Origin of the sequence: Anabaena sp. FACHB-1237 (assembly GCF_014696225.1) — a bacterium.
GTDB lineage: Bacteria > Cyanobacteriota > Cyanobacteriia > Cyanobacteriales > Nostocaceae > FACHB-1237.
Window position 1 is genome coordinate 135191 of sequence record NZ_JACJPV010000009.1, and the last position, 15476, is coordinate 150666.

The following is a 15476-nucleotide window of genomic DNA, read 5'->3' on the forward strand; positions in this document are numbered from 1 at the left end:
CACGCAGGTGGACTTTGCTTGTGTAGTAGTGAATTACATTGGCCATGATTTTTTAATGATCAATTATTTCTCAAATTCTTATGTACCACTGACAAATACCACATATAATCATCAATTTTATAATCATCCGCAGCTTTGATAATATAATCTTGTGCTAACTGTAAATTACCTTGTGCTTCATAATATAAACCCACATAAAGATGACTGTAAAACTTACCCTTTAAACCTGGCAATTTCCCCACATTCAAAACATCATCCACTGTACACATACCTGCAAACAAATCATAAATAGCAACCATAATTTTTCGCGGATCATTTTTCACAGGTAATAATGAATTACGCGCTTCTTCCATACCCGATAACCGCGCAATACAAAGATATCTCCAAACCGTTTCTTCCACATCTTGAGAATTAACAGTTAAATCAATTTCAAATTGTTTTGCACCATCGGCAAATCTATCTACATAATAATATGATAAACCTCTTTGCCACAAATAAGGCGTAATACTAAAATCTAAATTTTCAGCCATATCAAAATCTGCAATAGACTCCTCTATTTTACCTAATTTAAAATAGATCATACCCCTTTGTACATAATATCTAGGATTATTTGGTTCTTGTTTGATAGTATTATTCCATTGTTCTAGTTGTGCTGCTAAAGAGGTTTTAAAAAACATATATTTATCTAAGTTGTTTGCTGGTAAATTGGTTAATTTCGTGACATTAGTAATTAATAACCCAAGTTGCTAGTTATTAATTTTCGGATATTTTGTAGTCTGTAGGGTACGTCAGGCAGAATAATTTAGGTTAAAATCACCAATTTTAAGATTCTGACGCACCCTACTTCATGCAACTGGCAACTTACATTATTATACTCGATTTGTTTGGTAAAAATCAAATTCTAGCCTTATAATAATTAAGGTATTCTTGATATGTAGGGTTTTAGCAATGCTAAACTCCTACTGCTTACGTCGAAAAAAAAGAGGAATAAATGACCATCAAAAGATTACTATTAATTGCACTTACACTATTAGCAGTGATATTATCAGGTACATCATTATTTAATAGTTGGCAAAAACCACAATTTCAAAGTCGTTTGGAACTCTACCAGACGAATATTATCTTACAGGCACAAGCCTGGCAATCACAAAATAGTCAAGATGATAGTTTACAAACAATTCAAGAAGCAGTTTTAGGAGATAAACCTTTAGAAAGCGCGATCCAACAATATCAAGAAGCAAGTACATCTATTGAAAATAGCTTGTTAAGTATCAATAAACAATTAGAAAGTTCAAATTCTTCTGAAGATTCTGATGCTATACCTGATGAAAAAACCATCAGAAAATCAATTTCCGAACTAGAAAAATTACTCGCAGAAGTTAAATTACGTTTAGGAATTTTACAAGCTAAACAAGGTAAAATAGAACAAGCTACTCAAACTTGGTATGAATTAACCAAATATACAAATATCAACTCTCAATTTCTACAAACAGCTAAGGTTTTAAATGGAATATGGAGTCAACCTTACCAATTATTCCCCAATTCTCAACAAGTCATTCAGAAAAATTTAGATAGTTGGTTTAAAACTACTGCTTTAATTCAACTATATCAATTAGAACAAAGAAAAGATGATTTATTAGCCTTAGAAATTGCCCAACAAGAAGCAGCAAGTACGGCTTTGTTCAAATTAGCCATAATTGCGACAATTCCCACCTTAACAGCTTTTACAGGGTCAATTGTGTTAATTATTTTATTGATACAACGTCTATTAAAAGGTCGAGAGTCAATATTAGCTACAAATAGTGATTTAGTTTGGGAAACTCCTTGGAATTGGGAAATTATTATTCAGGTTTTTGTATTAGGTTTTTTCTTGATGGGGCAACTTTTTATCCCAGAATTGTTTGCTATTTTACCTATTCCTCGACATAGTGGTAATGTGAGAATTGACGCTTTGACAATTTTAATTAGTTATTTAATGGTAGCTTTTGGGGCATTATCTGTTTTATATTTTTCCATCAAGAGGTATTTTCCTTTACCTGAGTATTGGTTTCGGTTTAATTTGTTTAGTAACTGGTTTTTGTGGGGTTTAGGAGGTTATTGTGCTGCTTTACCAATTGTGGTTATTGTATCATTAGTTAATCAAAAATTATGGCAGGGACAAGGTGGCAGTAACCCTTTATTGCAAATGGCTTTAGAAAGTAGAGATAATGTAGCATTAGGTATATTTTTTAGTACGGCGGCCATTGCAGCACCTCTATTTGAAGAAATGCTATTTCGCGGTTTTCTATTACCTTCTTTGACTCGTTATACTTCAGTATGGGGGGCAATTTTAGCAAGTAGTTTATTATTTGCTGCTGCCCATTTGAGTTTATCAGAAATTTTACCATTAACTGCGTTAGGTGTGGTTTTAGGTGTGGTTTATACTCGTTCTCGTAATTTACTAGCACCTATGTTTCTTCATAGTCTTTGGAATAGTGGTACATTACTGAGTTTGTTTATTTTAGGTAGCAAATAATAGCTGTCAGCTATCATTTTAGGACTTATGCAAGTGTCACACTAAAAAATCTGTTGAGTGGGTGCGTCAGATATGAACAATTTGGTTATTTACATGATTTATACTGTCTGACGTGGTTGGTAAGCTTGTCAAACCACACCCTATCAATGTGCCAGTTGCTTAAGTCCTGCATTTATTTATGAAAATATAGGGTTTGAGAATTATACTCAAGTCCTATTTTTTTATGTATTTTCATCATTTATGCCTAAGTGTTCGTAAATTTTATGACTTATTTAATCATCATCAGCTATCCTGTTTTCCCAAGGTTATGCAATTTTCACGCCATTTTTACAAAATTATCCTGATAAGTATATTATAAATTCGTAAATGATAGTCATACCAGTTTTAAAAACTTTAAAAACTTTATTTAGAAGGAAAATATACTCTCCATATTTTCTATCTTCTCTATTACCTAATATACTGAAATTATGACCCATCTTAAATCATCTCACGCTACAAAACAAATATTAGCTAGTTATGCTGCAATTATCTTTGGTGGTTTTGGACTGCATAAATTTATTTTAGGTTACAAATCTGAAGGGTGTATAATGTTAATTATTGCTGTAGTTGGTGGTGCTTTAACCTACGGTTTTGCATTAATAATTATGCAGATTATTGCACTAATTGAAGCTATGATCTATTTAAACAAAAGTTCTGAAGATTTTAGTAATACTTATTTTGTCAAAAAACAAGGTTGGTTTTAATTCATACATCCATATCCCTGAATTATTGAAGAAGTCGGGGATATTAAGCTGTTGTGCTTTTAACTTGAATAATTAATACAAGCAAGATGCTTGTGCTACTGTAACTTCAGATTTTTTAATTATACAGTGCTGCACATTAGCTTATTAATAGGACTTACACAAGTGTCACACTAAAAAATCTGTTGAGTGGGTGCGTCAGATATCAACAATTTGGTTATTTACATGATTTATACTGTCTGACGTGGTTGGTGAACTTGTGGAACCAGACCCTACCAATGTGCCAGTTGCGTAAGTCCTGATTAATTTTTTTAATCTTTAATTTCTGATTTTCAACTATCATATTTGGCATAATCAATAGATAGTTAATATAAGAATTAGCCATGCAAACTCAAATTATTCCCAACCCTGAACATAAGACAGAAAAAATTATTTTCGATGTTAGAGGTATGAAATGTGGAGGTTGCGTTAAAGCAGTAGAAAAACAGCTTAACCAACATCCAGAGGTAAAAAGTGTATCTATTAATTTAGCAACAGAGATGGCTGTTGTAGAAATGGAATTTAACAGTATAGATCCGGAAAATTTGGTAAAAGAATTAACAGATAAAGGTTTTCCTAGTCAAATACGCACTAATAAAAGTATAACTAATATATCGGCGATCGCTGATTATACCACTAGACAACGCCAGGAAATACGAGAAGTTAACCAACAGTTAGTAATTGCTGGTTTATTACTTTTATTATCAGGAATTGGTCATTTTCAACATTTTGGTGTCATTTTACCCTTTTTTAATAATATTTGGTTTCATTGTGGACTAGCTACCATTGCGATTTTAATTCCTGGATGGCCTATATTACAAGATGGTTGGCTGGGTTGGCGAAGAAATGCGCCTAATATGAACAGTTTAATTGGTTTGGGAACATTAACAGCCTATACTACCAGTCTAATTGCTTTGTTTTTCCCTAAAATTGGTTGGGAGTGCTTTTTTGATGAACCAGTAATGATGTTAAGTTTCATCCTGTTGGGAAGAGGTTTGGAAAAACGCGCTCGTAGTAAAGCAGCAAAAGCCTTTAGAAAATTATTAGCATTAGCACCACAAACGGCAAAGTTAATTATTAAACCTGATGAAGAGAAACTACTCTCTAGTGAAAATATCATTGAAATTCCAGCCGAAGAAGTGCGTAGTGGGGAATGGCTACAGGTTTTACCCGGTGATAAAATTCCTGTGGATGGTAAAGTTACATGGGGACAGACAACGGTAGATGAGTCTATGTTGACTGGGGAGGTGTTACCAGTAATGAAAAAACCAGGAGATGATGTAACAGGAGGAACATTAAATCAATCGGGAGCGATCGCTATTCAAGCCACAAGAACTGGTAATGATACTACATTAGCCCAAATTATCAATTTGGTGGAAACCGCACAAACTCGTAAAGCCCCGGTACAAAAATTAGCTGATACTGTGGCTGGATATTTTACCTATTTTGTTCTCACTGCATCTGCTTTAACTTTCCTATTTTGGTACTTTGTAGGAACTCATATTTGGACAAATGTTATTCCCTCCGCACCAATGACAACGGTTCATATTATGGAACATACTAGTCACGAATTAGCATCTCCTCATGAATATTCGGCATTATTAATTAGTTTGAAATTAGCGATCGCTGTTATGGTAGTTGCTTGTCCTTGCGCTTTAGGACTAGCTACTCCTACTGCCATCTTAGTTGGTACAGGTATAGGTGCTGAAAAAGGACTTTTAATCAAAGGAGGAGATGTATTAGAAAAAGTTCATAAACTTAATACCATCATCTTTGATAAAACAGGAACACTCACCACAGGTAAACCTATTGTTAGCGATTGTATTGTAATTGATCCCACAGAAAATAGTCAATCCTTACTACAATTAGCTGCATCTGTAGAAGCTGGTACTTGTCATCCAGTCGCTAATGCTATTCAACAAGCAGCAAAACAAGAAAATATAAATATTATTCCTGCCGAAAATTTCCATACAGAACCAGGAAGAGGAGTTTCTGCTATTGTCGGTGGTAAAAGAGTCATTTTAGGCAATTGGGAATGGCTCAACTTCCATAACATCGCTATTAACTCCACCATAGAACAAACAGGACAAGACCTAGCTAATCAAGGTAAAACAGTAATCGCTGTAGCTAAAGAACAAACAGTAACAGGATTAATTGCAGTTAGTGATACTTTAAGAACAGATGCAAAAATAGCCATTGAACAACTGCGGAATATGGGTTTACAAGTAATGATTTTAAGTGGAGATAGAAAAGAAGCAGTACAAGCGATCGCTCAACAAATAGGTATAGAAAATCATCAAGTTAGAGCAGGAATTACACCAGCCCAAAAAGCTACAACCATTCAATCACTACAATCTGGACAAACACCCGCCATTGTTGCTATGGTAGGAGATGGTATAAATGATGCCCCTGCCCTTTCCCAAGCAGATATAGGTATAGCGCTACACTCAGGAACAGATGTAGCCATAGAAACAGCAGAAATTGTACTTATGGGTAACTCCATTACAGATGTTGTTAAATCAATTAAACTCAGTCGTGCTACATTTAATACCATCCGGCAAAACTTATTTTGGGCTTTTGCCTATAATACAGTGAGCATTCCCCTAGCAGCAGGTATGCTATTACCTAATTGGGGTTTTGCACTTAGTCCATCTAGTGCAGCCGCACTTATGGCTTTTAGTTCTGTAAGTGTTGTCACTAACTCAATTTTGTTAAAGAGGCTGAGTTTTTAGTAGGGTGCTTGACTAGTCAGACTTGGGGGCTTCTGTCGGGGTAGCTAAAAAATAACCGCAGCACGCCTGATACAGTATAATTTAGGAAAAATTAGGAAAAACTCAGATATGAAAATCGCAATTTCTGGTGCAACAGGCTTTGTAGGTAGTCGTTTGGTGGAAAGATTAAATCAAGAAAAGTATCAAATTATTATCTTAACTCGTAACCCTACATTTGCGGAAAAAATATTTCCTAAACTTAATTTTCCCCAGGTAGAAATTGTTAATTATAGTCAAATTGATACTAACAGTTTAAGTCAAAAAATATCTACCTGTGATGGAGTGGTAAATTTATCTGGAGAACCTATTGCTGAAGGAAGATGGACACCAGAAAAAAAACAAGAGATACTCAATAGTCGTAAACTGGGAACAGAGAAAATAGTCAGCGCTATCACTCAAGCAAACCCTAAACCCCAGGTTTTAGTCAATACTTCCGCGATCGGCTACTATGGTACTAGTGAAACTGCTACCTTTGACGAAAATAGCCCCTCTGGAAACGACTTTCTCTCTCAAGTGTGTCAACAATGGGAAGCGGAAGCTAATAAAGTCACCAAATTAAATGTGCGATTGGTCATATTGCGTTTTGGTATTGTTTTAGGAATTGGTGGTGCTTTAGGTAAAATGATTACACCTTTTAAATTGTTTGCAGGCGGACCAATTGGTAGTGGTCAACAGTGGTTCTCTTGGATTCACTTAGATGATTTAGTAAGTTTAATTATGGCTGCTTTAACCAATTCTTCGATGAATGGTGTATATAATGCTACGGCTCCTAACCCAGTGCGAATGAATGATTTAAGTGCCACAATGGGTAAAGTGATGAATCGTCCTTCATGGTTGCCTGTACCTGGTTTTGCTTTGGAAGCATTATTAGGGGATGGTGCAAAAGTGGTGTTAGAAGGGCAAAAAGTTTTACCTACACGCACTTTAGAGTCTGGTTTTGAGTTTGTATATCCTGATTTAGAATTGGCATTAACAGAGATTTTAAAGTAAGATAATATATTACGGTGTGTTAGTATTAATACACCATGATAATTAATTATATCTCACGCAAAGACGCAAAGACGCAAAGTTTAATTTGAGTTCATTTTGATGACTCTATGAAGTTTATGATCATGCCAATTATTTTACCTACATTGACTAGGAAATATTAGCTTAAATCAATAGTGATGGTTGTTGATTGTAATTGCATAAATTTCCAGATGCTTGCTGTAGTGACTGGGAATAAATTTCCTATGAACATAATTTTTCGATAATATCTTACGACAAATCTTTTTTGATCAACTTTTTAGATACCCAGCTAATCATACCACTAAGTAATGCGCCTCCCATTAAAATACCAATGGCAGGATTAAATAATGGTATCCATAATTTATGCCACAGGTCTAAACCTAAGTTAATTCCTGAAGCATCTCCAATAACTGCGATCGCAAACCATCCAAAACCTAACAAAACCAGAAATACATCTGCTACCAAGATTAAGTTTAACCCATTTAATAGTTTATCTTTCATATTAATACTTTCTTGCTCAACATAATATTATAGGAGATAGGAGATAGGAGTCAGTAATCAGTAATCAGTAATCAGTAGTTACAGCACATTCTATCTACAGGAGGTACACTATGAACACAGCAAGATGCCTGTGTTACAAGGGTTTTATCATTAACATCTGTACCTCATAATAACGGAAACTGCTGTATTAATCACCAATTACCAATCACCAATTACCAATCACCAATTACCAATTACCAATCACCTATTCCTCAAATATCCATTTTCTCACTTTGAGTAAGTTTTTCCAATCAGGTTTTCTGGTTAAACCATCTTCGAGACTATTTTTTACTTCTTCTTTCCATTCTTCATTGACAAAAATCAATTGTTGTGCTATGTCAATATGTTCTCGTAAACCTTTTTGACCAGTTTCTAACATAGATAAAGCGAGATTAATCCGACCTTGGGGATCTTGAGGATTAATTTTAACAGATTTACTTGCGGCTTTATATGCTAATTGTGGTTGATTATCGAGAAGATATAACCAAGATAAACAAATCCATGCTGAACTGGCTCTAGGTGCGCGATCGCATACTTCTTTAAATACAGGAATGAGTGATTTTATAGATTCTCCAGCTTTATAGCGTTCTAATCCTTGGTCAAATAATTCATCAATGGCTTTAACTTCGGTTTGTTGTGTCATAAATTAATCAAGGGTACATTTTATGGGTAGTGAGGAGATCGAGGAGTGAGAATTTCACCTAAATATAAATTTTGTAGCTGACGGCTGATAACTGACAGCTATTACACTCCAAAAGATTTACCACAACCACAGGTTTGAGAAGCGTTAGGATTAGTAAATTGGAAACCACCGCCAATCATGGCATCACTATAGTCCAGCATTAAACCATAGAGATAGAGTAAACTTTTGCGATCGCAAATTATTTTAAACCCATCATAATCAAAAACTTCATCATTAGGAGTAATTTTATCAAGTTGTTCAAAATCCATCATATAAGACATTCCTGAGCAACCACCTTGTCTGACACCTACCCGCAGGCATAAGTCTTGACCTTGTTTTTCCTGAAGTGACTTGACTTGTCTTAGTGCTGATTCAGACAACAGTATACCACGTTGTTGAGTTTGTGTTGCTTGTGTCATATAATTTACCCCTTATGTGATTTGATCAATATCATCTACTGTTTTGACAATTATTTTAGCGATATTTTAGCGGTCTCTGGATAAGAATTGATCATCAAAGCAAAAATCCTGGTAAAAACATCATCCTTGAACTTATAATTAAGCAACTAGCGATTTTTGTTTTAGAATTAAGAAATTAAGTAGGTTTAAAGTTTCACTTATTGTTTACTTACTGGTAATTGGTGGATCGGCTTCCATACCCCTTCACACCCTCTTTCTATTCTCTGTTCCCTCATTTATAGCTTTATTTTGGTTCAGTTAGGTTTATGACAAATTTTAATCGCTCTACCAGTCGTCGGTTGCAGAAATTAACCCAAATTCCTTCTGTATGGGAGGGCGATCGCCGTCCATTATCACCCCCTCATGCCCAATTTGCCGATCCTGAAGCTAAAGGCGACTGTATTATTTGGGTAGACGCTTCTCAAGGCGTGGTGCGCTCTATGGATATGGTAGATAATAAAGTTGGACCGGAAGCCGTTGTCCGCACTTTAATGCGGGCTATTGAACATCCCCAAAGTCCTGCTAAACCTGCTAGACCACAAAGAATTGTCGTGCGCGATCGAGAAATTCAATTTTATCTACGTGGGGTACTACAAGATTTAGATATTGCTATTGATTATATACCAGAATTACCAATTATAGATGAGCTTTTCCGTTCTTTTGCGGAAGTGATGGATAACCAAGTTCCTGACTTACCTCCACAATACGCCCAAACTTTACGCCATAAGGCTTTGGAAATTTGGGAAGTCGCCCCCTGGGAGTTTTTAGAAGAACATCAAATATTATGTATAGAAGTAAATAAGTGGGATGTAGAAAAACTCTATGTCTCAATTATGGGAATGTTGGGGATGGAATATGGAATTTTATTGTACCGTTCCGAGGACTCTTTAAAGCGTTTCCGGCTATCAGTAATAACAAACGATGAAGAAAATAGTCACAATTTAGAAGAGGCTTTTCTCAAACAGGACTGTTTATTTCTTACTTTTGAATCTTTAGACGAAGAAGAAAATGAAGATAACGATTTAGGAAATGTACCAGTGGAAAGTATTGAACCTGCTTTTGGTAATATTCATCCCTTGGAAGGATTAAGATCAGTATTGTATGAAGAAGAAGCATTATTAGCCTTTGTAGCTCTTGAAAGTTTATTAAAGTTTTTCCGGGATCATCGTCCCCATTTGTATGAAGAAGATTTTGCGAATCTTAGCCAACGATATCGTATTTCTTTACCCAAAACAGATCCATCCGTTAAATTGGGATCACTCACAGTAACAGTATCTACTTTGCCAGAATTAGCCAGTGAATTGCAAGAAATGGCTGAAATGGCATGGGAAGAAGATGAAGAGGAGAAGGATCAACATCCTTTAAGAGATGATTTAATTCCAGAAGACTCCTTTCTCAGTTTAGGGGTTATACCTTGGGAAAGTTTAGATTATCTCTCTAGCAAAATTAACCAACAACCAGAGATAGAATTTCCCAGAGTGGGGGATGGTTTAGCAGTGGTTGTGATTCAAACTTCCCGCCCTAAAGCGAAAATAGTCATTGATAAGATTCATGAAGCAGATGGACTAAATGCCATAGGTTTTAACCCAGGACACAATCCTTTCGATGGCGATCGCTATGATTTAGGATTATTACAGACTAGGAACGAACATCTATTTCTCTTTGGTGAATTTTTAGAAAATGATCCTACCCATCGAGAAGCACGTAAAAAATGGGATAAACGTTGTAAAAATAACAATGGCTATTGTGCCTTAATTATTGCGAAAGGACTCACAGGCGCGTCCCGTGGTAATCCGCATTTACGAGATATGATGGCTTTTTTCCCAGCCCGATTTGTTACCGCTAAAGAACTAGGACTAGGTGTACTAGAACTTACACCGCAGTTTGATGTTGACTAGGTAAAAATATACTAAAATATACCTTTCTCAACCTTAAATACAATAGTATGATCAAATATATGACTATGGTAATAGTACATTAATTGATAGCATAACTCAGTGTAAGCGATGGATAGAACCCAGATAACAACCGACTTTAAACCCTGTTCTTATTCTTTTTTATCTAGCAATAGAGAGAATTTTTAGAAGATGAATTGATGATGAAACTCTTTGTACAACAGGGTTTCAGATTCTTAATTTCTGGTTTTTGATTCCTCACTCTGACTATAAGTTTACAAATCAAGTAAAAGTGTTATACTTCTAAAAGTATTAAGAATGGTAACATTTATCATCTTAATTTACCTTTATAGTGTAGGTTATGCCGATTTATTTCAGACCTTGAGTAGTTGACAAACCCGCAATTGTTAATAACATTAATGATTCAGTTACTCCTTTTAACTCCTTTTAAACTGATAGTCAAACTGTCAAAACCTCAATAGGGCTGATGTCGCTAAACCAACTAGATGAAATTAATATACAGCTAAGTGCATGATAATGACAAATAAAAAATGGGCGGTTAAACGCATAACTGTAAATTTGGCTACTCAAGAAGCCGAAAAATTAGAGAAATACTGTCAGGAAACAGGAAGACCTGCTACTGATGTAATTCGAGAACTGATTAGAAGTTTACCTTCACAGCAAGTTGAGGTGTAATACTTACTAGTGCAGGGTGCGGAGTGATGGGTAATAGTTAAAATTATTACATATTACTCCGTAAACTCTATACCCTTCCCCTAATGTAATACTTGATTGTTGACAGCAATTGTTTAATAGTTTGTGTTGTCAAATATATAATTAATTTAATTCAGTAAAAATATCAATATTTTAATTGTGATCTTACCAATATAATTTAATATGTAAATAGTATGTCAAGTATATAATTTGCATCTCGTTTTGATTAACCAGTTGATTAACCAGGAGTATCGAAAATGCCAGTAGGAATGCCTGAATTTGTGGAAAACCCGGAAAATCGTTGTCCGGTAATTTTACTACTTGATACCTCTGGTTCGATGTCAGGACAACCGATACAGGAGTTAAATCGGGGTTTAGCAGCTTTTAAAGAAGATGTGATGAAAGATGCTCATGCTTCTTTAAGTGTAGAAGTGGCTATTGTCACCTTTGGACCTGTGCGACTAACACAAGATTTTGTCACCATAGACCATTTTATACCGCCCAAACTAGAAGTAGATGGTAGCACCCCAATGGGTGCAGCCATAGAATATGCTTTAGACCTATTGGAAAAACGCAAACAGTCTTATAAAGATAACGGTGTCCATTATTATCGTCCTTGGGTATTTTTAATTACCGATGGTGCGCCTACAGATTATTGGGAGGGTGCAGCGCAAAGAGTAAGAGAAGAAGAAGAACAGCGTCGAATGTTGTTTTTTACTGTTGGTGTTCAGGGTGCTGATATGAATAAACTTAAACAAATTGCCCCTCCTGAACGTCCGCCAGTGACCCTGAATGGCTTAGATTTTCGCTCTTTATTTCTTTGGCTTTCCAGTTCTATGAAACGGGTTTCTAGTGGCAAAGTAGGGGAGGCTGTGGCATTACCGCCGGTGGGATGGGGGCAAATTACAACATAATCTGAATGAAAACCAGATCCCCGACTTCTAATATTAAGTTAATAATTTATTGACATGATCAAAGAAGAAGTCGGGGATGTTAAATTAGATTTTGAGGATTTATTTATTGTGGGTTGGAAAGCTATAGCGCGTTATGCGGTGGGAACAAGTCATAAGGAGCAAAAAACACCTTGTCAAGACTGCGGAAAATATCGCATTTTTAATAATGTGATTGTGGGCGCAGTTGCTGACGGGGCTGGGAGTGCTAAATATTCTCACTTTGGTTCTGAATTGGCGGTAGAAACTGTAATTAAATGCTTTGCTGATATTAATGAACTTCCTGATAAAAAGAGTTTTTCTCAACCACTTTCGGAAGTGGAAGCTAAGGAAGTTTTCGCTAAATTTGTCAATGAAGTTATTAAGGCGTTCAATAAAGAAGCAGATAATAAAGGTTATTCTGTCAGTGATTTAGCTTGTACTCTTTTAGTTTTTATCGCAACTCCTCAATGGGTTGCAGCCATGCAAATTGGCGATGGATTTATGGTAGTGCATCGCCAAGATGCAGAATATCAATTATTATTTGAACCAGATAAGGGGGAATTTTTCAACGAAACAACTTTTGTCACTTCAGCTAATGCGTTGGAGGAAATGCAGGTACAGGTAATTTCAGGTAAACAAGGGTTTATTTGTGCTTCTACTGATGGATTAGAAAAAGTAGCAATTCGCTTGAGTGACTGGCAACCTCACGCGCCATTTTTTAAACCTTTGGAGGAATATTTGCGAGAAACAGATAAACCAGAAGAAGATGATAAATATGTGATTGATTTCCTCAATTCTGAGCGGTTAAATTCTCGCACTGATGATGATAAAACTTTGCTTTTGTGTTGTTTGGAAAACTAACATATCACTCTAAAAACCTCTCCCTAACCCTCTCCTACAAGGAGAGGGAACATGAAAAAATGAGTTTTCATGCACGGGTTTTAAAGCCTCTCCCCTTGCAGGGGAGAGGTTTACCAGAGGGGTTAAAAATTGATTTTGCAACTTTTGAAATACCATTTGATGTTTATTTCAACCTATCTAATTAAAATCTAATTAAAATTCTATGACAGTTCTTACTTGTGCCAGTACAGGAAAATCAATTACTCTGGTAGGTGAAGAGATTGCTAATAGTGGTGAAGCAAAAGTTTGGCGAACTAATCAAAATGGTTATTTAGCGAAAATATACCATTCTCCCACACCTGAACGGGTGCAAAAATTAGCAGTAATGATAGATCACCCACCCACAGAACCAAATTCCCATCTTTATCATGTTTCCTTTGCTTGGCCTAAGTCAGTTTTGAAAAATGCTCAGGGTGATTTTGTGGGCTTTTTAATGCCAGAAATTAAGAATGGAAAAGAACTTATTGATGTTTATAATCCCCGTCGTCGCAAAGCTTTAAAACTAGAGATTGATTGGCGGTTTCTGCACACAACGGCGCTAAATATTGTCTCAATTATTGAAGCCCTGCACGTTGCTGGTTATGTGTTGGGTGATATTAAACCACAAAATATTTTAGTGAATAATCGGGCTTTACCTTCAATTATTGATACAGATTCTTTTCAGGTGAAAAATCCGAAAAATGGTCAGGTTTATCGCTGTTTAGTGGGTTCGGAAGGATATACACCACCGGAATTAATGGGAAAAGATTTTGATATTATTGAGCAAACGGAAATACATGATAGATTCCGGTTAGGGGTAATTATCTATCAATTATTATTTGGTGGTAATAGTCCTTTTCAGGGAAAATGGACTGGTGCAGGGGAACCTCCAGAACCTAATGAACTTATCCGTCGGGGTTTATGGGTTAATGGGTCAAATACTTTAATTACCGCAGCAGCAAGAACAATTCCCCTAGAGATTGTCCATCCAGAAATTCAGCAATGTTTTCTGAAATGCTTTAATGATGGTTATAAAAATCCCAATTTACGCCCTACGGCTAGGGAGTGGTTGGAGGCTTTAACAATAGGAAATAATAGGTTAACTGTATGTGATAAGGTAGATAGTCATTTTTATAGTAGAACTTTTGGTCATTGTTATTGGTGCGATCGCTCTACAAATCTTGGTGTTGATATTTTTCCTGGAGTTGTGAAAGCAAATTCATCTGCTGTGGTGGAATCAACATCACAACCACAAGTTAATAGTAATCAATTAATAGGAAACCTCCTACAAACCCTCACTGGTCATTCTGGCTCGGTTAGGTCAGTAGCATACAGCCCCGATGGTCAAACCGTAGCTAGTGGGAGCGTGGACAGCACTATCAAACTGTGGAATGTAAACACGGGAAACCTACTACAAACCCTCACTGGTCATTCTAACTCGGTTAGGTCAGTAGCATACAGCCCCGATGGTCAAACCGTAGCTAGTGGGAGTGATGACAAGACTATCAAACTGTGGAATGTAAAAACGGGAAACCTACTGCAAACCTTCACTGGTCATTCTGACTGGGTTAGGTCAGTAGCATACAGCCCCGATGGTCAAACCGTAGCTAGTGGGAGTTCGGACAGAACTATCAAACTGTGGAATGTAAAAACGGGAAGGCTACTGCAAACCCTCACTGGTCATTCTAGCTCGGTTTCTTCAGTAGCATACAGCCCCGATAGTCAAACCGTAGCTAGTGCGAGTAAAGACAAGACTATCAAACTGTGGGATGTAAAAACGGGAAACCTACTGCAAACCCTCACTGGTCATTCTAGCTGGGTCTATTCAGTATCATACAGCCCTGATAGTCAAACCGTAGCTAGTGGGAGTAAGGGCAAGACTATCAAACTGTGGAATGTAAAAACGGGAAACCTACTGCAAACCCTTACTGGTCATTCTAGCTCGGTTAGGTCCGTATCATACAGCCCTGATAGTCAAACCGTAGCTAGTGGGAGTAAGGGCAAGACTATCAAACTGTGGAATGTAAAAACGGGAAACCTACTGCAAACCCTCACTGGTCATTCTAGCTCGGTTTATTCAGTAGCATACAGCCCCGATGGTCAAACCGTAGCTAGTGGGAGTGATGACAAGACTATCAAGATTTGGCGGTTAAAGTAGCCATTGATAAGGTTTTATTAGCAGGACTTACGCAACTGGCACATTAGTAAGGTGCGTCAGATATCAAGAACCTGTTTATTTACATGATTTATGCTATCTGACGCACCCTACATCAGATTTTTGGTGTGACACCTGCGTAAGTCCT

At 36.4% G+C, this 15476-nt stretch carries 13 protein-coding genes; 9 read left to right on the forward strand and 4 right to left on the reverse strand.

All coding sequences use genetic code 11. The features are described 5' to 3' along the window. Positions 1–59: 59 nt before the first annotated feature. On the reverse strand, positions 60–677 hold the full coding sequence (locus H6F32_RS07075) for a hypothetical protein (protein WP_190368624.1): 618 nt from the start codon (positions 675–677) through the stop codon (positions 60–62). Between the two features lie 314 nt (positions 678–991). Here H6F32_RS07075 and H6F32_RS07080 point away from each other — a divergent pair, with 314 nt between their 5' ends. The 4 genes from H6F32_RS07080 to H6F32_RS07095 all read left to right on the forward strand — a co-directional run bounded on the left by H6F32_RS07080 (position 992) and on the right by H6F32_RS07095 (position 7055). Beyond that, positions 992–2515, forward strand: a complete 1524-nt coding sequence (locus H6F32_RS07080) for a CPBP family intramembrane glutamic endopeptidase (protein WP_190368625.1) — start codon at positions 992–994, stop codon at positions 2513–2515. Positions 2516–2982: 467 nt separating this feature from the next. Continuing rightward, positions 2983–3258 (forward strand): TM2 domain-containing protein, encoded by a 276-nt coding sequence (locus H6F32_RS07085; protein WP_190368626.1) that lies wholly within the window; start codon positions 2983–2985, stop codon positions 3256–3258. Positions 3259–3638: 380 nt separating this feature from the next. After that, a complete protein-coding gene (locus H6F32_RS07090) occupies positions 3639–6026 on the forward strand; it encodes a cation-translocating P-type ATPase (RefSeq protein ID WP_190368627.1) in 2388 nt (795 codons plus the stop codon). Between the two features lie 108 nt (positions 6027–6134). Continuing rightward, positions 6135–7055: a TIGR01777 family oxidoreductase gene (locus H6F32_RS07095; protein ID WP_190368628.1), complete on the forward strand. Its 921-nt coding sequence runs from the start codon at positions 6135–6137 to the stop codon at positions 7053–7055. A 267-nt stretch (positions 7056–7322) separates the two neighbouring features. Here H6F32_RS07095 and H6F32_RS07100 read toward each other — a convergent pair whose 3' ends face one another. The 3 genes from H6F32_RS07100 to H6F32_RS07110 form a co-directional block, all read right to left on the reverse strand. Then, complete coding sequence (locus H6F32_RS07100; RefSeq protein ID WP_190368629.1) at positions 7323–7574, reverse strand: hypothetical protein; 252 nt, start codon at positions 7572–7574, stop codon at positions 7323–7325. Positions 7575–7818: 244 nt separating this feature from the next. Beyond that, entirely contained in the window at positions 7819–8256 is a 438-nt protein-coding gene (locus H6F32_RS07105) for a M48 family metallopeptidase (RefSeq protein WP_190368630.1), read from the reverse strand. Positions 8257–8357: 101 nt separating this feature from the next. After that, complete coding sequence (locus H6F32_RS07110; RefSeq protein ID WP_190368631.1) at positions 8358–8714, reverse strand: iron-sulfur cluster assembly accessory protein; 357 nt, start codon at positions 8712–8714, stop codon at positions 8358–8360. 305 nt (positions 8715–9019) lie between these two features. Here H6F32_RS07110 and H6F32_RS07115 point away from each other — a divergent pair, with 305 nt between their 5' ends. From H6F32_RS07115 to H6F32_RS07135, 5 genes are all read left to right on the forward strand, one after another. After that, entirely contained in the window at positions 9020–10651 is a 1632-nt protein-coding gene (locus H6F32_RS07115; RefSeq protein WP_190368632.1) for a DUF6930 domain-containing protein, read from the forward strand. 528 nt (positions 10652–11179) lie between these two features. After that, the gene (locus H6F32_RS07120; RefSeq protein ID WP_190368633.1) at positions 11180–11344 is read left to right on the forward strand and encodes a CopG family transcriptional regulator; all 165 of its coding nucleotides are present in this window, start codon (positions 11180–11182) and stop codon (positions 11342–11344) included. Between the two features lie 275 nt (positions 11345–11619). Further along, positions 11620–12276, forward strand: a complete 657-nt coding sequence (locus tag H6F32_RS07125) for a VWA domain-containing protein (protein ID WP_190368634.1) — start codon at positions 11620–11622, stop codon at positions 12274–12276. Between the two features lie 108 nt (positions 12277–12384). After that, positions 12385–13155: a protein phosphatase 2C domain-containing protein gene (locus H6F32_RS07130; protein WP_190368646.1), complete on the forward strand. Its 771-nt coding sequence runs from the start codon at positions 12385–12387 to the stop codon at positions 13153–13155. Positions 13156–13357: 202 nt separating this feature from the next. Next, the gene (locus tag H6F32_RS07135) at positions 13358–15331 is read left to right on the forward strand and encodes a protein kinase domain-containing protein (RefSeq protein ID WP_190368635.1); all 1974 of its coding nucleotides are present in this window, start codon (positions 13358–13360) and stop codon (positions 15329–15331) included. Positions 15332–15476: the final 145 nt, after the last annotated feature.